Source organism: Gloeotrichia echinulata CP02 (assembly GCA_038087035.1).
Classification (GTDB): domain Bacteria; phylum Cyanobacteriota; class Cyanobacteriia; order Cyanobacteriales; family Nostocaceae; genus Gloeotrichia; species Gloeotrichia echinulata.
In genome coordinates, this window is record CP051187.1 from 4,619,508 (window position 1) to 4,640,695 (window position 21,188).

The 21,188-nt window shown below is 43.1% G+C and carries 14 protein-coding genes and 1 pseudogene; 10 read left to right on the forward strand and 5 right to left on the reverse strand.

Features of this window, described 5'->3' with window-relative positions; all coding sequences use genetic code 11:
• Window positions 1-244: 244 nt before the first annotated feature.
• From HEQ19_20270 to HEQ19_20305, 8 genes are all read left to right on the forward strand, one after another.
• Window positions 245-1,807, forward strand: coding sequence for an ammonium transporter (locus tag HEQ19_20270; protein ID WYM03520.1), 1,563 nt, complete (start codon window positions 245-247; stop codon window positions 1,805-1,807).
• A 660-nt stretch (window positions 1,808-2,467) separates the two neighbouring features.
• Complete coding sequence (locus HEQ19_20275) at window positions 2,468-3,883, forward strand: ammonium transporter (protein ID WYM01483.1); 1,416 nt, start codon at window positions 2,468-2,470, stop codon at window positions 3,881-3,883.
• A 2,039-nt stretch (window positions 3,884-5,922) separates the two neighbouring features.
• Window positions 5,923-6,291, forward strand: a complete 369-nt coding sequence (locus tag HEQ19_20280) for a hypothetical protein (protein WYM01484.1) — start codon at window positions 5,923-5,925, stop codon at window positions 6,289-6,291.
• Between the two features lie 273 nt (window positions 6,292-6,564).
• Window positions 6,565-6,786, forward strand: coding sequence for an AbrB/MazE/SpoVT family DNA-binding domain-containing protein (locus HEQ19_20285; protein WYM01485.1), 222 nt, complete (start codon window positions 6,565-6,567; stop codon window positions 6,784-6,786).
• Window positions 6,786-7,214 (forward strand): putative toxin-antitoxin system toxin component, PIN family, encoded by a 429-nt coding sequence (locus HEQ19_20290; protein WYM03521.1) that lies wholly within the window; start codon window positions 6,786-6,788, stop codon window positions 7,212-7,214. The genes HEQ19_20285 and HEQ19_20290 overlap by 1 nt, the downstream gene beginning before the upstream one ends.
• Window positions 7,215-7,448: 234 nt before the next feature.
• Window positions 7,449-8,246, forward strand: coding sequence for an SGNH/GDSL hydrolase family protein (locus tag HEQ19_20295; protein ID WYM01486.1), 798 nt, complete (start codon window positions 7,449-7,451; stop codon window positions 8,244-8,246).
• Window positions 8,247-8,650: 404 nt separating this feature from the next.
• Window positions 8,651-9,862, forward strand: coding sequence for a 4-hydroxy-3-methylbut-2-enyl diphosphate reductase (locus tag HEQ19_20300; GenBank protein WYM01487.1), 1,212 nt, complete (start codon window positions 8,651-8,653; stop codon window positions 9,860-9,862).
• A gap of 1,613 nt (window positions 9,863-11,475) precedes the next feature.
• Window positions 11,476-12,348 (forward strand): S-methyl-5'-thioadenosine phosphorylase, encoded by an 873-nt coding sequence (locus HEQ19_20305; protein ID WYM01488.1) that lies wholly within the window; start codon window positions 11,476-11,478, stop codon window positions 12,346-12,348.
• A gap of 429 nt (window positions 12,349-12,777) precedes the next feature.
• On the opposite strand, the gene HEQ19_20310 is transcribed toward HEQ19_20305, so the two are convergent.
• The 4 genes from HEQ19_20310 to HEQ19_20325 all read right to left on the reverse strand — a co-directional run bounded on the left by HEQ19_20310 (window position 12,778) and on the right by HEQ19_20325 (window position 18,023).
• Window positions 12,778-14,907 carry a caspase family protein gene (locus HEQ19_20310; GenBank protein WYM01489.1) on the reverse strand — a complete coding sequence of 710 codons (2,130 nt, stop codon included), beginning with the start codon at window positions 14,905-14,907 and terminating at the stop codon, window positions 12,778-12,780.
• Between the two features lie 220 nt (window positions 14,908-15,127).
• The gene (sat, locus tag HEQ19_20315; GenBank protein ID WYM03522.1) at window positions 15,128-16,306 is read right to left on the reverse strand and encodes a sulfate adenylyltransferase; all 1,179 of its coding nucleotides are present in this window, start codon (window positions 16,304-16,306) and stop codon (window positions 15,128-15,130) included.
• 264 nt (window positions 16,307-16,570) lie between these two features.
• Window positions 16,571-17,680 (reverse strand): S-(hydroxymethyl)glutathione dehydrogenase/class III alcohol dehydrogenase, encoded by a 1,110-nt coding sequence (locus tag HEQ19_20320; GenBank protein WYM01490.1) that lies wholly within the window; start codon window positions 17,678-17,680, stop codon window positions 16,571-16,573.
• 1 nt (window position 17,681) lies between these two features.
• Complete coding sequence (locus HEQ19_20325; protein WYL98125.1) at window positions 17,682-18,023, reverse strand: hypothetical protein; 342 nt, start codon at window positions 18,021-18,023, stop codon at window positions 17,682-17,684.
• Window positions 18,024-18,218: 195 nt separating this feature from the next.
• On the opposite strand from HEQ19_20325, the gene HEQ19_20330 reads away from it, so the two are divergent.
• Window positions 18,219-18,593, forward strand: coding sequence for a hypothetical protein (locus tag HEQ19_20330; protein WYM01491.1), 375 nt, complete (start codon window positions 18,219-18,221; stop codon window positions 18,591-18,593).
• Between the two features lie 265 nt (window positions 18,594-18,858).
• Window positions 18,859-20,152: pseudogene (locus HEQ19_20335) on the forward strand (transposase).
• Here HEQ19_20335 and HEQ19_20340 read toward each other — a convergent pair.
• Entirely contained in the window at window positions 20,149-20,961 is an 813-nt protein-coding gene (locus HEQ19_20340; protein ID WYM01492.1) for a type 1 glutamine amidotransferase, read from the reverse strand. The pseudogene HEQ19_20335 and the gene HEQ19_20340 sit on opposite strands and share 4 nt — an antisense overlap.
• Window positions 20,962-21,188 lie beyond the last annotated feature (227 nt).

Sequence of the window (21,188 nt, forward strand, 5' to 3'; positions counted from 1 at the left end):
ATTTAGGTAAAAAACACTTGACTATTTCATAAATGACATAATACTTTCTTTATAACAAGCGCAATGTTTCCCAAAGGTAGGACTACTTTCTTCAAGTTATAGTTTGGTTATTTGACTTTTTGATTGGCAAACCAATAACCTCAAAGCCAAATTGCAAAAATACTTAATTTTGCAGTGAGTGTTAGTTATTGCCACTTAACGTTTTTTCCATTAAGGAAGGTGTTGGAGGATGATGCTAAAGTTCATGCACAAACAGAAATCGAGAACAAGAAATAGGCGTCAGCCTGCAATCAACTTGACTCAAACTGTACCGTCTAAATCAAAATTTCAGGTATTGAGTAGAGCAATTAAGCGATTGTCACCCAGTTGGCAAGCCTGCATACCGCTAGCGTGTTTGATTGTGTTGGGATGGGGTTATGTAGCAGTTGCTCAAACGCCAGCAGCAGGGCCAACAACAGCGGATTTGAAAGTGGCAATTGACACGTTATGGGTAGCGATCGCCGCTTTTTTGGTATTCTTCATGAACGCTGGTTTCTGTATGTTAGAAACCGGCTTCTGTCGCCAGAAAAATGCAGTCAACGTGTTAGCCAAAAACTTGATTGTATTTGCTCTATCGACAGTAGCATTTTGGGCAATCGGTTTTGGCTTGATGTTTGGCGATGGTAATGACTTCATTGGACTTAATGGGTTTTTTCTAGTAGGACAAGATAACAGTCCTGCCGTCGGAGATGCTTATAAAGGCGTCTTCGGCTCTCTCAATTGGACTGGGGTACCTTTAGCTGCCAAATTTTTATTCCAGCTGGTATTTGCGGGAACAGCTGCCACAATTGTTTCTGGCGCAGTAGCAGAACGGATTAAGTTTATTGACTTCCTGATTTTCAGCGTCTTACTTGTAGGTATCGCCTACCCAATTACCGGACACTGGATTTGGGGCGGTGGTTGGCTGGCAGATATGGGTTTTTGGGATTTTGCCGGTTCTACTGTAGTTCACTCAGTTGGTGGTTGGGCTGCTTTGATGGGGGCTGCATTCCTTGGCCCGCGTATTGGTAAATATCAAGATAAACAAGTTTTGGCCCTACCAGGTCACAACATGAGTATCGCCACCTTAGGCTGTTTGATTCTGTGGTTAGGCTGGTTTGGTTTCAACCCCGGTTCTGTCATGGCTGCAGATCCCAATGCAATTACTCATATTGCTTTAACAACTAACATGGCTGGTGCAGTTGGTGGTATAGTTGCCACAGCTACAGCTTGGCTGTACTTAGGTAAGCCAGACCTTTCCATGATTATCAACGGTATTTTGGCTGGCTTGGTTGGCGTTACAGCATCTTGTGCTTATGTCAGCATTGGCAGTTCTGTAATCATTGGCTTGGTAGCTGGAGTTTTAGTAGTTTTCTCCGTGCCATTTTTTGACAAACTGGGTATTGATGACCCAGTAGGTGCTACTTCCGTTCACCTCGTTTGCGGTACTTGGGGGACATTAGCAGTAGGTCTATTTGCTGAAGGTCCTGGTAAATATTCTTGGTTGTTTTTGGCAGGTAAGCCTATAGGTCCACATGGGTTATTTTTCGGTGGTGGCTTCACAACACTGATTCCCCAAATAGTTGGCATTGTATCGGTTGCTGGTATCACGGTACTTCTGAGCAGTATTTTCTGGCTGGTACTGAAGGCGACTTTAGGTATCAGAGTTACTAGAGAAGAAGAGTTGGAAGGTTTGGATATCTCCGAACACGGTATGGAAGCCTACAGTGGATTCCTCAAAGCAGCAAGTGCTGAGGGCCACTCTGAAGAATATCGCGCTTACAAGTAATTCTCGTAAAGTTTGATTGCTGATCAAAACCCGCCCCTGCTAATTTTTTGTGATGCAGGTGGCGGGTTTTTCATTGGAAGTCGGCGGCTTTGGGCTTTGGGCATTTTCAAACCCTCCCCGCCGTCCTCTTTCTTGACTGGCTGGGAGCAGTTTTAGCTTTGGTAAGTGTTTTAATTATCATGTATGCACCGATAATTTAAGTATAAATTCATAATTATTCCCGTGCAAATTATTTGATATAGTTGCATGTCAGTTAAATATTTACATCAGCCAAAAAGGCAAAAATGTAAAGTTTATTTAACATATTTACCAGATATACAAACCAAAATCATCGCCTGATTGTGCAACTGCGCTCTCGGAAACTTGTATAATTCACCATTCCAGCAAAGTCTTTGTCCTGGAGGGATTTGTGTAAATATATCACTCAATAACTCCTAGTTTTATATCAAGAAAGCAAAATGCTATTGATCGCTAAACAATATGCAAGCTTTGCGTTGAGACACAAGTTTCAATATTTCCCATCTACAATCGGCTATATATTTTTGTAAGTCTTTCAAAAAAAAGTACAGTTGAGTAACTTTTACGACAAAAATAAGTATCAAAAAATACTTTAATGTTGTCAGGTAATACAACAAAATTGCTGCCCAGGGACAAAAAGAAGTGTTGAAGAAAGTTGTAATGATTGGGGCTATGACCCTATTGCTGCTGGTCGGACCGCTGATGGGTAATGCTTATGCTCAAGCTGCGGCGACTCCACCTGCTGCGGATACTGGAGATACAGCATTTATGCTGATATCATCAGCCCTGGTCCTGCTGATGACACCAGGATTGGCATTTTTCTATGGTGGATTTGTGCGATCGCGCAACATCCTGAATACCTTGATGATGAGTTTTGTGTTGATGGCGATTGTAGGAGTTACCTGGATTCTGTGGGGCTATAGCCTTTCATTTGCACCAGGGAACCCAATTATCGGCGGGTTACAATGGCTAGGTTTGAATGGTGTGGGGCTAGAAACAACCAACTATCTCAAAGGGTCAAACCCAGCCGAAGTAGTTTCCTATGCTGGGACGATTCCTCACCAAGCATTCATGATCTATCAAGCCATGTTTGCCATTATCACCCCAGCCTTAATTTCGGGAGCGATCGCCGAACGCATCAGTTTCCGCGCCTATTGCTTATTTGTGCTACTGTGGTCAACCTTTATTTACACTCCCCTCGCCCACATGGTCTGGGCTAAAGGTGGATTTTTGGGCTTATACGGTGGTTTGGGTGCCCTAGACTTTGCAGGTGGTACAGTAGTTCACATTAGTTCCGGTGTTTCAGCCCTGGTAGCGGCCATCGTTCTCGGTCCTCGCAGAAGCTATCCTGACCGTCTCACTCCTCCCCATAACGTTCCCTTTATTTTGTTGGGTGCTGGCTTGCTTTGGTTTGGCTGGTTCGGTTTCAACGCGGGGAGTGCCTTATCTGTAGCTAGTGGCACTTCGGGTAACTTAGTAACCAATCTAGCAACAACGGCCTTTGTTGCTACCAATACATCAGCAGCTGCGGGTGCTTTAATGTGGCTAATTTTGGAAGGTGTTTTACGCGGTAAACCAACCGCTGTAGGTGCGGCTTCAGGCGCCGTTGCTGGTTTGGTGGGTATCACTCCAGGTGCGGGATTCGTCACTCCCCTATCAGCGATTTTAATTGGGTTCATCACCGCTTTCGTTTGCTTCTATGCTGTCAGCTTCAAACACAAACTGCACGTTGATGATGCTTTAGATACCTACCCCGTGCATGGCGTTGGGGGTACAGTGGGTGCAATTTTAACAGCCATCTTTGCTACTACCGAAGTCAACGCCGGCGGTAAAGATGGGGTGCTACGTGGTAATGTGAGCGAAATCTTGGTTGAACTAGCAGCTATTGCTATTGCTTATGTTATCGCTGGGGTTGGTACTTGGATTATTCTGAAGTTGATCGATGCCACAATTGGGCTACGAGTCAAAGAGGAAGCAGAAGTCCAAGGACTAGATATCAACGAACACGGCGAAGAAGGTTATAACTCCGAATTTAGCGATCGCATTAACATTTCCTAGTAACCCAAGTTGCGGGTTATGAAAATCCGGGTGCTTCTGATCCAGAAATTAGTGCGATCGCCAATGACAAATTGGCGGTTGCGCGTAGCGCAACCACGATTTCGACATTAGTGGGCGATCGCCTTTGACTGAGTGAAAAGTGAAATATGAAGCAATACAGTTCAGTTAGGCTCGAATGATATACACTGTAGGGGCACGGCATCCAAAATTTTTTCTTCTAATGACAATTTTATTCGTGCCGTGCCCCTACGACAATTTTCGTTAACTGAACTGTATTGAAATATGAAGCAATACGGTTCAATTAAGCCCGAAATCCTTGGTAGAGACGCGAAATTTCGCGTCTCTACAGGTCTAAAATCAGTACCAAAATCACGCTGTGTAGGGGCACGGCACTGCCGTGCCCTTACCGATGTACTTGTCGAGAAACGCTATATTCCATGTTGTTGATTAAATCAGGGTTTAGCAGTGCTAAACCCCTACCTGATTATTATTAATTTTATGTTTTTTTTTAAATTCTTCCTTGTTTCTAAATGGGCAATTGAGGGAAAATATCATAACAAAGCACTGCCGTGCCCTTACCGATGTACTTGTCGAGAAACGCTATATTCCATGTTGTTGATTAAATCAGGGTTTAGCAGTGCTAAACCCCTACCTGATTATTATTAATTTTATGTTTTTTTTTAAATTCTTCCTTGTTTCTAAATGGGCAATTGAGGGAAAATATCATAACAAAGCACTGCCGTGCCCTTACCGATGTACTTGTCGAGAAACGCTATATTCCATGTTGTTGATTAAATCAGGGTTTAGCAGTGCTAAACCCCTACCTGATTATTATTAATTTTATGTTTTTTTTTAAATTTTTCTTGTTTCTAAATGGGCAATTGAGGGAAAATATCATAACAAAGCACTGCCGTGCCCTTACCGATGTATTTGTCAAGAAACGCTATATTCCATGTTGTTGATTAAATCAGGGTTTAGCAGTGCTAAACCCCTACCTGATTATTATTAATTTTATGTTTTTTTTTAAATTTTTCTTGTTTCTAAATGGGCAATTGAGGGAAAATATCATAACAAAGCACTGCCGTGCCCTTACCGATGTACTTGTCAAGAAACGCTATATTCCATGTTGTTGATTAAATCAGGGTTTAGCAGTGCTAAACCCCTACCTGATTATTATTAATTTTATGTTTTTTTTAAATTTTTTCTTGTTTCTAAATGGGCAATTGAGGGAAAATATCATAACAAAGCACTGCCGTGCCCTTACCGATGTACTTGTCAAGAAACGCTATATTCCATGTTGTTGATTAAATCAGGGTTTAGCAGTGCTAAACCCCTACCTGATTATTATTAATTTTATGTTTTTTTTAATTTTTTCTTGTTTCTAAATGGGCAATTGAGGGAAAATATCATAACAAAGCACTGCCGTGCCCTTACCGATGTACTTGTCAAGAAACGCTATATTCCATGTTGTTGATTAAATCAGGGTTTAGCAGTGCTAAACCCCTACCTGATTATTATTAATTTTATGTTTTTTTTAATTTTTTCTTGTTTCTAAATGGGCAATTGAGGGAAAATATAATACCAAATGTGCTGAAGAGTAAAGACGAAGGACAATTCTTACTCAGCCTATAGAGTTACTACCAATCGCTCACATTTTAACTTTTGCGACTGGCAAACTAACTTTCTGACTCAGATTTTAACTTTTGCGACTGGCAAACTAACTTTCTGACTCAGATTTTAACTTTTGCGACTGGCAAACTAACTTTCTGACTCAGATTTTAACTTTTGCGACTGGCAAACTAACTTTCTGATTCAGATTTTAACTTTTGCGACTGGCAAACTAACTTTCTGACTCAGATTTTAACTTCACAACTCATAAACCTGCTTTTACTAACTTATTTAAGCAAAAATACGCAAATTAATCCAGCTTGCTTATGCTTTTAAAGTTCTGTAGCTTTACTCAGGCTCGCATAGCAGCTTGTTGCATAAATTTAATGAGATCTCAACAACTCCATTTAACATCCAAGCAGGAAAACTTTATGCCGCAACGCAAACGTAACTCCCTCGCACTTACCAAAGCGGAACGACGGATTGAAGGGATACAGATGATTAATCCTGAGTTAGACTTTGGCAATGGGTTATCAATCGCTAGTTACAACACCAAAATTCTGGAGATTCGAGAGAAACTAGCCGCCTACAATCAAGCACGAGCGCTGGTGGATAAGACACAGAATGCATTACTAGAAGCAGAACGTGAGTTAAATATTTATTCTGAGCAAATGCTGCTGAGTGTTGCATCTCGCTATGGCAAAAATAGTGATGAGTATGGGATGGCTGGTGGAAAGCGCAGATCAGATCGCAAGAAAACACGCCCAGCAGTAAATCAAACTGCAATATCTGCGGTGTGATTTTTTTGTCCAAACATTTTCTTTACTAGCAATCTATCACGATAAACTAAGCATTACAGCGATTTTTAGCTAAGTATATCACGCTTTTTGGGCACAGCACTGCTGTGCCCCTACAAGATATATGGTTCAAATAAGTGCGGAATTTGGTTAAAGGCAGAATGCGATCGCACGTAGCTAGGCTAAAATAAATGACGGTGCCAAGTATCGAAGCCCAAAAGGCGATATACTCAAGTAAGGAATCCTTACATTAAGCTTTATGCTAGGAGGCAAGTTATGCTCGCCAAATTAACCTCTAAGAATCAATTAACGCTGCCTAAAAGTATTACCCGTGAAATTGGGGAGGCAGAGTATTTTGAGGTAAAGGTGGAGGGTGGGCAAATTATTCTCACTCCTGTAAAAATTCAGCGGGCTGACGCAGTTCGATCTAAGCTGGCGGATTTAGGGCTGAGTGAGCAGGATGTGGCTGATGCGGTAGCTTGGGCGCGTCAGTCGTGATGGTTTGTCCGCGTGTTGTAGTTGATACTAATCTTGTAGTCTCGGCGCTGATATTTGGGGGCAAAGTATCTAGGCTGCGTTTGGCATGGCAGGAGGATTTATTCACTCCCCTAGTTTCTAAAGCGACAACGACAGAGTTAATTCGAGTGCTGGCTTATCCAAAGTTTAAACTCACGCCAACTGAGCAAGAAGATTTATTATCAGACTATATACTATTTTGTGAGGCTGTAGCGATACCCGATCGCTTGCCTGTAATTCCTGAATGTCGTGACCCGTTTGATGTGCCTTTTTTACTTCTGGCTGTAGTTAGTAAGGCTGATTATCTCGTGACGGGCGATCAAGATTTACTCAGTTTAAAAGATAATTTTTCTTGCCCGATTATTACTGCTGACGATTTTCTCAATGTTATTGATGGTCAGTCACCTTAAGTAATTCGTAATTTGTAATTAAGTAAGTATCGTAGGGTGCGTTAGGATGAAATCCGTAATGCACCATCATCAAAGATTTGGTGCCGTACTCTCGGCGATAACGCACCCTACGTGTCTACTGCAAGGGATAGAGCCGGGAAATAAATTTCAAGGTATCAATCTGTTGTCGGATTTTAGAGAATTGATTGATAAATCAGGTTTTTGAAGTTTCAATTTTGCAAAGCGGTGCTAGTCGTGTCCACTCCTGTAAAAGCCTTTCCTATCTGGGCATTTTTCTCACTGTTAATCAACGGACTCCTGATGTTGGCGGTGATGCTGCTAATTTGGAAACAGCAAAGATTGACCGCTTTATTGAAAACGGCAAATTCCCCTCAATCTGTCACACTAGAGTTAGGTCCGCGTCACAAACTCAATTATCAACAATGGGTAGATATTCTCAAGCAAGAAGCTAAAGTCGCCGCTGACAACCATCCTCAACATTTAACTATACTGGCGGGAGATTCTCTGAGTCTGTGGTTTCCGACTGAATTATTACCAGAAGATAGAAATTGGTTAAATCAGGGAATTTCTGGCGAAACCAGCGATGGACTCTTGAAAAGATTAGATATATTTGACCGCACCCAGCCAGAAGTGATTTTTGTCATGATTGGAATTAATGATCTGATTCGGGGCGCAAAGGATGAGACAATTTTAGAGAATCAGCGGCAAATTATCAGTTATCTGCGAAGGGTGCATCCAAGAGCGCAAATTCTCATCCAGTCCATTTTGCCACATGGGGGAGAAGAAGCAACGAGTGAAGCAAGAAACAAATTACTAGCTATTGGTAATGGTCGCATTCGCCAGTTAAATCAGCAACTACAAGCCATAGCGACAAAAGAAGGTGTCAAATATCTAGATTTACATCCCTTGTTTACCAATAAACAAGGTAATCTCCGCCGCGAATTCACTACTGATGGCTTACATCTGAGTTCCCAAGGTTATATAGTTTGGCGAACTGCGTTGGAGATGTATCAGGTCAGTCGGCGCCAATAAATCATATTGGCTATGGTCGTCATTTGTCATTTGTAAGGGTTTGAGACACGTCTATAGCACTTCCTATTCAGATGAGGTACAAAATTGTATCACGCGATGTAGGGGCACGGCAGTGCCGTGCCCTTACCGATGTACCTCACTAGGGCGAGAAACGCTATACCGCGTCGTCTATTTACCTGTAATATCTATCAGGGTCTTCTTGACCTGCTACCCCATCGCACTGTCAAATCAGGATTTTTGGCGTCGAACGATGATCTTCCGGGGCGCAAGGCCTTGCGCCCCTACCGACAATCGTCTTCACATAGTCTAATACTTGTAAAATGGCATTATCTGTGCATATTCCTGATCTAAATCATGTCGTGGCACGAGAAAATAAGAGATAGTGATTTGAGTAGAACAATCTAATGGATACAAAAGCTTTTAAGCGTAGCCTGCAACATTCAGAAAACTACAACCGTAAGGGTTTTGGGCATCAAGAAGAAGTTGCTACCCAATTAGAGTCTGAGTATCAAAGTGACTTGATTCAGGAAATTCGCGATCGCAACTACATCTTACAACAAGGTGATGTAACAATCCGCCTAGCCCAGGCTTTTGGTTTTTGCTGGGGTGTAGAACGTGCTGTAGCTATGGCTTACGAAACCCGTCAGCATTTCCCCACCGAACGCATCTGGATTACTAATGAGATTATTCACAATCCCTCTGTTAATCAGCGTTTGCGGGAAATGCAAGTAGAATTTATCCCGGTCGATGGTGATAAAAAAGACTTTTCGGCTATAGAAACTGCTGATGTAGTCATTCTCCCCGCCTTTGGTGCCAGCGTCCAAGAAATGCAGTTACTGCACGATAAAGGTTGTAAAATTGTCGATACAACTTGTCCTTGGGTTTCTAAAGTTTGGAATACTGTTGAAAAGCATAAAAAAATCGATTACACCTCAATTATTCACGGCAAATATAAGCACGAAGAAACTGTAGCTACAAGTTCCTTTGCAGGTAAATATTTGATTGTTTTAAATTTAGCAGAAGCGGAGTACGTTGCTGACTATATTCTCAACGGGGGAAACCGTGAAGAATTTTTGGCAAAATTTGCTAACGCTTGCTCTCATGGATTTGATCCTGATGCAGATTTAGAACGTGTTGGCATTGCCAACCAAACTACAATGCTCAAAGGCGAAACTGAGCAAATTGGTAAACTCTTTGAGCGTACCATGATGCGGAAGTATGACCCTAGTCAATTAAATCAGCATTTCCAAAGCTTCAACACCATCTGCGACGCCACCCAAGAACGCCAAGATGCGATGTTTAATTTAGTGGAAGAAAAGTTAGATTTAATGGTAGTAATTGGCGGGTTTAATTCATCAAATACTACACACTTAAAAGAAATTCCCGATCACCGAGGTATTCCTTCTTATCACATCGATAGCGTCGAGCGCATTCAATCAATAAATAGCATTGAACATCGACAATTGAATGGGGAATTGGTAATTACAGAAAACTGGTTACCCGATGGCAAAATAGTTGTAGGAATTACTTCTGGTGCTTCTACACCCGATAAGGTCGTCGAGGAAGTCATTGAGAAAATTTTTGCACTCAAGGCGACGCTAGCTGTAAATAAATAAGTAGGTCGGCGTACAATACTGCGTAGGATTTGCAGGGGAGGCAGGGGAGGCAGGGGAAGAGTTGTGCTTCCCCTGCCTCCATTTCTCCCCCTGCTCCCCCTGCTTGCCTCAACCAAGAAATTCCAAAACCTACGCAGTATTGACTCCCACCCCTAGGGCGTGTTTTCAAAGTCTTATACAATACCACTAAAACGCTGACACATGTAGATTTCGCGTAGGGGCACGGCATTGCCGTGCCCCTACAGCTGGTATCATATCGTGTGGATTTAGGGGTATCTAAAAATTTATCCGGCTAAACAAATAGTTTGAAAACACGCCCTAGAAGGATGCTGAGTCGCGAATGGTGGGTTTAACCTCTCATTGCACAGAAAAATCGGGGTTTTTGGAGTTGTTCGATGATTTGTAGGGGTGCAAGGCCTTGCGCCCCCAATACTGCGTAGGATTTGCAGGGGAGGCAAAACTCTTCCCCTGCTTCCCCTGCTTCCCCTGCTCCCCCTGCTTGCCTCAACCAAAAAATTCCAAAACCTACGCAGTATTGCTTGCGCCCCTATCGACAATCATCCTCACTACGCTTTTATTTCGGTTTTTTGCGTTTGATTATTTGGCATTTTGGCAACTGATGAAAATCTAACTATGATATATTGATTAGACTTGCAAGAATTAACTTTGGTTACAACATTCTACACGGATAATTAACCGTTCTTTATGTTTGTCTCCTTTGCAATCCTGACAACCTATAGAGTTGTATTTACGATATTTTTTCCAGAGTTCAAGGTGTATTGCCACTTTCAAGCTATTTGGACGGGATAACACCCGTCCTTTATCTTATTTTTGGCTGGAAAAACACTATAGTTTCAGCTTTTCATCTGTTTAGGTATCCTGATTTACTTGATGAGTCCTACTCAAATCTGGCAGTAATTCAGGTTTTTCATGGAAATACTGATAAATTCATAGTTAATTAAAAGTTAGTTTCGTCATCTCCAATCAGAATAATACTTAAACCTTGGCTAATTAAAGCCTGTCAGGTTCAAGCTAGGGATTTTTAGTCCCTTCTATCATCCAAAAAAAAAGGCTTAACCATTATTTCCCATATATAGTCCATGTATGCGATTACCGCACCTAATCAATCTTGTAGATGGGTGGCGGTGAAAGCTATTTTATGTCCTTTGGTTCGTTGTAGATATAAAAGATAACCTGATTTTTTCTCAAGGATATTTATTTTATTTATCATCTGTAATAATTCAGATTTTTTCGACAATCTCCTATCAGCTTTTGGTTGATTTGGATACATACTATAGGAAGATGACTAACTCCAAAAATAAAGTGTAAATTAATCCGGGATGTTGTTATGCACTGGATTTAAATAAAGGTTTGGTCATGAGCCAAACCTTTTTTTCTTTCTCTTGGATATCTTGCACCATTCTCGATCAGCTTAGTTAGGGCAATCATCAAATAACCCCACCCTGAATTCCTCCATCACAAGGTAGAGATGAGTTAAAGTACTACCTTAGCGGACTGGGTTTTCGAGTATGATAATGCGCGACTAGTCTTGACTTTTGAAAATCTGAGCGCGAAATATACAATTTAAATGCGTAAGTAACAGGTTAAAGATAATGGATGTAGCTCAGATTGGAATTATTGGTGGTAGCGGTCTATACAAAATGGATGCGCTTGAGGATGTGAAAGAGGTAGAGGTACAGACACCGTTTGGTTCACCATCTGATGCTTTGATTCTGGGGACATTGGCGGGGACACGGATAGCGTTTTTGGCGCGTCACGGTCGTAATCATACGCTGTTACCCTCTGAGGTGCCGTTTCGTGCTAATATCTATGCGATGAAGCAACTGGGTGTGGAGTATTTAATCTCGGCAAGTGCGGTTGGTTCCTTAAAAGCTGAGGCGAAACCACTAGATATGGTGGTGCCTGATCAGTTTATTGACAGGACAAAAAATCGAGTTTCTACGTTTTTTGGTGAAGGAATTGTAGCTCACATTGCCTTTGGTGAGCCGATTTGTCACAATTTGGCGGTGGTGTTGGCAGATGCGATCGCCTCTCTGAATTTACCAGATGTTACCCTTCATCGCGGTGGTACTTATGTATGTATGGAAGGCCCAGCATTTTCCACCAAAGCGGAATCCCATCTTTATCGCAGTTGGGGTGCAACGATAATTGGGATGACAAATTTACCGGAGGCCAAGTTAGCCAGGGAAGCAGAAATTGCCTATGCAACTTTAGCCCTGGTAACAGATTACGATTGTTGGCATCCAGATCATGATAGCGTGACTGTAGAGATGGTAATTGGTAATTTACAGCGAAATGCGGTCAATGCTCAAAAGGTGATTCAAGAGACAGTGCGGCGTTTGAGTGAAAATCCGCCGCCTAGTGATGCACATTCAGCTTTGAAGTATGCAATTTTAACTCAATTAGACAAAGCACCAGCGGCGACTAAAGAAAAGTTAGGGTTATTGCTACACAAATACTTTTGAGAATACCCGGATTTCTCACCAGATTTTTCTGACCGTTGCTTTCTCTACGTCCCCAAGTCGTAGGGGCGGGTGAGCGCGATATCCTCGTTAATAGCAGGACTTATACCGTTTCACCAAAACTCTGATACATATAGAAGCCAGTAGGGGCACGGCAATGCCGTGCCCCTATCAACGTATTTGTATCATACTTAAAGTGAAACGGTATTACTTACGTGTCACATTTACAGAATGGTGCGTGACGCCACAAGTCTTGTGACTACGTACAATATTTATCGCTGCGTCACGCACCCTACGATTATTACTCTGCTCGGTTAAGAAAATCGCAAAGTGTGAAACCCTTGTAGAGACGTTACATGTAACGTCTCTACATTCGTTAACCGAGCAGTATTGCAAGGGGATGGATAAACCGCCGACTTCTAATGAAAAGTGTCAAACGACTTGAAAAGTAAAATTGAGACTAGCCCAATTATTTACATCTAATATATAGGAATCAGCATCTGTGCCGTTGTTCTCGGCGTTGACTGCACTGGCGTTATGCAAGTCTTGTAGCAAGGCTTGGGTAACTTCTAAAGGGTTAAACAATGGGCCAATGGGCTGTTGGTCGGCTGTGCGATTTTTAGCCGTTTCTAAGGCCGAAAGGGTTTCGGTGAAAGGGGCTATGCTGAATATCAGTTGATGTTCGTATTCGTAAGCTGGCCCCGGAATCAACCATCCAGATGTAGCACCAGTTTTTGGTATCGTCAATGTTTGACCAGGGGCGATAACTATTTGTTGCAATAGGGGTAATGGTTCTTGAATGTTGGCTTCTTGGTGACTTTGCCAAGGATAAAGTGCGATCGCAATGCTACCGCTTCTCAATCCCAGCAAGATTAAATATACTGGGCGATCGCCGAGATTTTCCACTCGGTACTGTATCCGGCTACCAATCGGCACTATTGCTGTATTGAGTGATTTTTTAATCGCTGTGTCACTGTTGACAGGTCGCACTGTTTCTTGTTTAATAACTGGGCGAGACGATATACCCTGAATAATCTCTAAAGTTCCTTTAACAGGTAAACCGGAAGAACCGACATTATCTGTGAGTCGCCATAACTTTGTGGCTAGCAGGGTGGGTAATTTTGGCGCTAATCGCTGCACTGCGACTTTCACGGCTTCCCCCATTTCTCCGGTGGTGTTGGGAATTAGCTCGCCACCAAGGGAAAATAAACCATAGTTACTGGGTGTTTGCAGTACCCTGCCAAACACATAATCAGCTGGTTGTTCTCCTGCTACTACCGTTGAAACATGGGAAACTGTGGCAAAGGCGCTGGTCGCGTCTACGCGCTCAATTCTTTCTAAACCAGTACCCAGGGCAACTGTTAAACCAATATTCCGGGGTAAAACTCGGACTGCTTCAGATACAAGTTGCCCAACTTGTAAGGCGATTATATCATCAAGGTTGGAGATTTGGGCTTTTGCTCTTAAACCAGTACGCGATCGCAGTATTAGCTGTTCTCCTGTTCCTAGGGTGAATCGGGAATTAACACCGTAGTATTCTAGGACTTGCGGTGGTAGTCCTCCTAACCACAACTGGACTGTTTTGCCATCTTCTTCTGTGGCAATGATAACTCCACAGGCAACATTGCTGTTGTTGGGCAGAAAATTATTGCCCAGTAATACCGACTGTGGATTTTTTCGACCACTTATTAATCCTGGCTGTTGTCTGCTACCTAGTTTGTACAGAGTATTTTCTACTTGGACTAGGCTAAATTGAATTGTAGTGGCTGGGATAGCTTCCCAGAGGTATTGTGTCAAGGCGTAGGTAAATAACCCAGCACTAAAACCCGATAACAGCGCTTCTGGTGCCAATTGTTGGGCATCTGATGTAGCTGTAAGCACAAGATTGTCGAGTAAATTTTCGGTTTTGAATTGCTGAAGCAAGTCGAGTTCTGCAGATGCTAGCTGTGCTTCTAGTTGTGGAAGGGCGCGAATTCGCCATCCTGTAGGAACTATGGTGCTAGGTGCATAGTAACTGGTATCTAATACTGCTGTAGCACGGTCTGTGGGGAGCGATCGCCACAACCGCATGAGGGTTTCTTCTAATAAATAATTGACTATTTTATCATTTTGTGAATTTGGTGTTTTCGGATTCTCATTGGCTAACAATAGAGCATTTTGAGTTGTGCTGGGTAACATTCCCAATTTGACGCGAGTGCCGTAACCACTAAAGTGGAAGATAACGACATCACCAGATTTGGCTTGTTTACCCAGATGTTCCAAAAAAGCAGATGCGATCGCTTCTGCGGTGGCTTGTTCATCAGTTAAGGTCAGAATATCCGACCCTTGGAAGCCAAAGCGATGAATTAAGAGTTCTTTTTGCAGTTCCACATCAGTCAGACAACCGCTGAGGGCTGGACTTTGTGGATATTTATTAATCCCAATCAACAATCCTAATTTACGTGGGCTAGGTGCTGCTAAAGCTTGGTAATAGCGATTGCTTAAGGTCAACCACTCAGCCTCAGTTACTCCCAAAACCGTGAGTATTGAGCCAATCCTCTGTAAAAAAGTCCGCCTTTTCATAATCATCTCAGCCTCCAGCCCGTCAGCTAACAGCTTATAGGGCTACAGTCTGTAGTGTAAAGTTAAACTTTATACTGTTTTCCAGTTTACCAACTGTCCTCAGACACTTCCCAATATATTCAACTTTTGACAGTTGACAGTTGTCAGTTGTCATTGGTCAAAAGTCAACAGCGAACCGTCAACAGTCAACTGTCAACGGTCAACACTGAATTTTTGCACCCTAAACTGAAGTTTGGATTTGCATAGCCCGCGCCAACTCTGCAGCTACTTCAGGACGAGAGAATTCTGGTGGGGGTAATTCACCCCGGCGCAGCATTTCCCTGACTTTTGTTCCTGATAGGTGAACCCGTTCTTCTGGTTTGCTGGGACTGCTTTTAGTCGTGCCCATTTGTTTAGTACGGGTACAGTAAAAAGCGTGTTCAAATTTCATGGGGACAATTCCCAACTCACCAGGCTCAAACTCATCAAAGATGTATTGAGCATCGTAAGTACCGTAATAGTCACCGACACCAGCATGATCTCGTCCCACAATAAAGTGAGTACAACCGTAGTTTTTGCGAACTAAAGCGTGGAAAATTGCTTCCCTAGGGCCAGCATAACGCATTGCGGCTGGATTAATTGCCAAAATGACCCGATCTAAGGGATAATAATTTTCCAGCAAGATTTCATAGCAGCGCATCCGCACATCAGCGGCGATGTCATCTTCTTTTGTCGCCCCTACCAATGGGTGCAAAAATAGACCATCGACGGTTTCTAAGGCGCACTTTTGGATATACTCATGGGCGCGGTGAATGGGATTGCGAGTTTGAAAACCAACGATAGTTTTCCAGCCTTTGGTTTTGAACATTTGCCGAGACTCGACAGGATCAATTTGATAGGCGGGAAACAGAGGATGGGAATCACGTTGCAATAGCCAGATATCACCTGCTAGATGGACAGGCGCTTGGTTATAGAGGACTTTTACACCTGGATGTTTGATATCGTCAGTGCGGTAAACTTTGATCGCCTCACGGGTTTTGTCGTAGTGATATTTTTGCGTCAGTTGCAAAACGGCGATAAATTCACCTTTGGGGTTGTCTAGCCGGATTAAACTACCTTCAGTTAAAGAAGAAGCAACTGCTTCTGTTACCGAAAGTGTAATCGGAATTGACCAGACCACGCCGTTAGCAAGGCGCATTTCTGTAACCACGCGCTCGTAGTCTTCTTGGTTCAAAAAACCGGTGAGTGGACTAAAACCACCAATCGCAATCATTTCTACATCAGAAACGGCTCGCTCGTCAAGTTGCACTCGTGGCAAAAAGTCCGCTTTTGAAAGAAATTCCGCCCGTTGTTCTGGTGTAGCAATACGGTTCACCAACTGTCCACCGTGGGGAGCAATGGTATCTGGATGGTAACTCAACGTCATCCCTTTTTTGTTTTCACTGTAAATTATTTCCAACTATAGAACCCATTTGATTTTTGAATATATCTAAGTATCTGTAGGCTAGGCAATGCCAAGCAAGATACTGATGTGTAAGGCATAGCCCTACCTACTTGTAATTCAAAAATAAAATAGTAGCCCTATATGTACTAACTTATCAAAATGGTGGTACATACAGAACAAGAGTTTTCTTGATGGTTGACCCTGACTTACATTATTCCCGCTACAGTGGAACGCCCTTGGCTAGAATGTCACTACACTGCGAATTGATTCCCCTTTATGCATCAAATCAAAAGCATCATTGATTTGCTCAATTGGCATCACATGGGTAATCAAATCATCAATATTTATCTTCCCTTCCATATACCAATCAACAATTTTCGGTACATCAGTACGCCCCCTGGCGCCCCCAAAGGCGGAACCTTTCCACACCCGCCCAGTTACCAGTTGAAAAGGACGAGTCCTGATTTCCTGTCCAGCACCAGCCACACCGATAATCACGCTGACGCCCCAACCTTTGTGACAACATTCTAAGGCTTGACGCATCACATTTACATTCCCGATACATTCAAAGGTGTAATCAGCACCGCCTTTGGTTAAATTTACCAAATAAGCAACTAAATCACCCTCGACTTCTTGGGGATTGACAAAGTGTGTCATCCCAAACTTTTCTGCCAAAGTGCGTTTGTTGGGATTAATATCTACCCCGACAATCATATCGGCGCCTACCATTCGCGCTCCTTGGATGACATTTAACCCAATACCGCCCAAGCCAAAAACTATGACTTTTGCCCCTGGTTCGACTTTGGCTGTATAGATCACCGCACCAATACCCGTTGTCACACCGCAGCCAATGTAACAAACCTTATCAAAAGGGGCATCTTCGCGAATTTTTGCCACGGCAATTTCCGGTAGGACTGTATAATTGGCAAAGGTAGAAGTTCCCATGTAGTGATGAATCATCTGTCCATCAAGACTAAAGCGACTTGTACCATCAGGCATCACACCCCGTCCTTGAGTCGGGCGAATTGCTTGACAAAGATTCGTTTTTAAGCTCAGACAATATTCACACTGGCGACATTCTGGGGTATATAAGGGAATTACATGATCGCCTGGTTTGACACTGGTGACACCAGCACCCACCTCAACCACCACACCAGCGCCTTCATGTCCTAAAATCGCAGGGAACAAACCTTCAGGATCGGCGCCAGAAAGGGTGTAAGCGTCGGTATGACAAATCCCACTCGCTTTGATCTCAACTAATACTTCCCCAGCTTGTGGTTTGGATAGTTGAACTTTTTCTATCGTCAACGGCTTACCCACTTCATAAGCCACCGCTGCTTTAATTTCCAACTCAGCCTCCCGTAGAGAAGTTGCATTTATAGGTTGATATGAGTTTATATTGAGATATAGCGGCGGGAGGCAATTGTTGCTCAGGTTTGGGGAAACCTTTTACATACCTTGACAATGCAATTGCATCGGTCTGCAATTGAATTGCATCAACCTGCAATTGAATTGCATCAACCTGCAATTGAATTGCATCAACCTGCAATTGAATTGCATCGGTCTGCAATTGAATTGCATCAACCTGCAATTGAATTGCATCCGCCTGCAATTGAATTGCATCAACCTGCAATTGAGTTGCATCCGCCTGCAATTGAATTGCATTTTCAGGTAAATAGACCGGTAGGGGCACAGCAGTGCTGTGCCCCTAGGAGGATCTAAGGCGACAAATGGATTGGGTAGGGGCGCAAGGCCTTGCGCCCCTACAGATTATTGATGTGTTGCAAATATTTTTTGAATTGGTATGAATTACCCTTTTTTTTACATTACTGATAAATTTTTTGTCCTATTGGGTACATTAAATATATAGTTTACCACTTATACTTCCATGCCAGCCCAAGATACAACACGCCGTTTGCGCCCCCAACTAATTAGTCAAGATATAAATTCATGGCACGGTTTGCAAACTATCAGCGGCTACAACACAACCCGTGCTGATGCAACTGTAGCCAAGTTAGAGCAAGTTTATCAGGCGATGTTGGCGCAGCAACAAGTCGAAACTGAGAAACTAACTTTATACCGTGCTGCGGCGGATGCGGCGCGATTAGCTGAATGGGAATTTCATAATACTGTATTAGCGATGAAAGAAGTCATACGCGGGCAATATGGATCAGATAGCGATCAAGCACAAGCAGTGGGACTGAAGAAAAAATCAGAACGCAAGCGTTCTAAGCGCAAAAAATCAGTGGCGATCGCCAGTTAATTAACTGTAGATTGAAAACAGGCGATCGCCGTTGCTTCAATACCGGATTGAGCGATTCACTCTTTTAACTACGAATTACTCCGTTTGTTACCTAAATCGGAGAGAAGGCTCCCGCCATAATCTTTGATTTGGCGGCGAGATGAATCGAGGGTAAAAAACGAAACGTTCCCCGACCACAACTGGCTGTAAGCCAGTAAGGGAAAGGGAACAGTTGAGTTTTTTGCCAATCCATGTTATAGTTTACGTTAATGTACATGACGTAAATATGCTGGTATTTGAGGCCAAACTTGAGGGAGAAGACGGACAGTATCAAGCGCTTGATGAAGCGATTAGAACTGCCCGTTTTGTTCGCAATGCCAGCCTTAGATACTGGATGGATAACAAGGGTATTGGGCGATACGACCTCAGTAAGTTCTGCGCTGTACTTGCGGCTAATATTGAGTTTCCTTGGGTCGCCAAGCTTAATTCGATGGCTCGTCAAGCTAGTGCTGTTGGCGAAGCCTTCCCGAAGGGTAAGAGCTTGGTCTGCAATTGCTCGGTTCCTTGATAACTGCAAGAAAAATAAGCCAGGAAAAAAGGGATTTCCAAAGTTTAAGAAAGAACAAACACATGGTTCTGTTGAGTACAAAACTTGTGGATGGAAACTTTCTGAAGACCGCAGGTATATCACTTTTTCTGATGGGTTTCAAGCAGGAACTTTCAAACTCTGGGGAACTCGTGACCTGCATTTCTACCACAGGAAACAGTTTAAAAGGGTGCGGGTTGTCCGTCGTGCAGATGGCTATTATTGCCAGTTTTGCATTGACCATGAACGAGTAGAAAAGCGAGAACCAACTGGTAAAACTATTGGTATTGATGTGGGGTTAAACCACTTCTATACAGATAGTAACGGAGAAACAGTCGCCAACCCTAGACATCTTCGTAAAAGTGAAAAGTCCTTGAGGCGTTTGCAACGGCGGATGTCTAAGACTAGAAAAGGTTCTCAAAATAGAATTAAGTTGAGAAATAAACTTGCTCGTAAACACCTCAAAGTAAGTCGCCAGCGTAAAGATTTTGCTGTTAAGACAGCAAGGTGCGTGGTGAGGTCTAACGACCTCGTGGCGTATGTTCGGCGAAGCCGTTGCCGAAGGCTAGATTTGATGGTGCGAAATATGGTGAAAAATCACCGATTGGCTAAGTCGATTAGTGACGCTTCATGGTCGCTGTTTCGTGAATGGGTTGAGTATTTTGGTAAGGTGTTTGGTGTTGTCACGGTTGCCGTTCCACCACATTATACCTCACAGAATTGCTCTAATTGTGGAGAGGTTGTCAAAAAGACTCTTAGCACCAGAACTCATGTTTGTCCTCATTGTGGGTATACCCAAGATAGGGATTGGAACGCAGCGCGGAACATATTAGAAAAAGGATTGAGTACGGCGGGTCACGTCGGAACTAACGCCTCTGGAGACATCGACCTCTGTATGGGTGGGGAAACTCCTCCAAGTAAGTCGGGTCGTGGAAAGAGGAAACCCAAAGAGCGATCTTTGGAATCCCCCACTATATTCGGTACTCCGAATTAGTGGTGGGAGGATGTCAACAAATTCAGCTTCAATTTCTTGAACATCGCTTCCCGCGCCTGTAAAGCTAGGCTATCTTCTAACGGAGACAGCGTAATCGGCTGCTGATACTTTAACCGCAAGGCTGTTTGAATTAACCAGTCAGCTACAAAGGGATTTTTCGGTAACAGGGGACCGTGGGAATAGGTGGCTATGGCATTCTGATAAAATGCGCCTTCTGTACCATCTTCACCATTATTGCCTAAGCCATAAACCACACGCCCTAAAGCTTCTACCTTACCTAGCTTAGTACGTCCGCCGTGATTTTCAAAGCCAACTAAATAGGGTGTGTTACCTGTCATTGCTTTTAAATCTTGGGCTAGGCGAGATGCTGTGACTTCTATGACTAAGTTACCTATACAGCGCTTAGTATTTTCACCTGGATGGATCGAGACCAAATCAAGTATTCCTAAGCCTTGAATTCGTTGTCCTAATCCTGGTTCATAATAATGTCCTAGCAATTGGGGTGAACCACAGGTAAAAACACCTGGTGTCCCATTTTCAATTTTATCGCGCATGGCGTCGGCTTTGGCGCCTTGCAAATCGCGCATGACAATTTCTTGCTGACGGTCTTGTGCGCCACCACCAACAATTACATCTACCGATTTAATATCATCGGCTGTGGCGTTTTGATCTAGGGGTAATACCTTGACATCATATCCGCGCCACTCAGCGCGACGTTGTATAGTAATCACATTGCCGCGATCGCCATAGGTACTCATCAGGGTCGGATATAGCCAACCAATTGTGATTTCCAATTGTTGAGAACTCATAATTCTTCACTTATCACTGATAACTTATAACTTTTTTCTGCCTATACTCCAAGAATCCGGTGCATACCCAGAACAGGAGGAGCCATTTCTGTTTGGATCAGCATATCGTACAACCGCAGATTCGCCAAGGTAAGCTGTCGCACATTTACAACAGTTTTCATGTAATAACCACAAATCCTCTCCGGGTCCCAAGGCCTTGCGCTCCCTAATTGTGGTCTATTTACAGG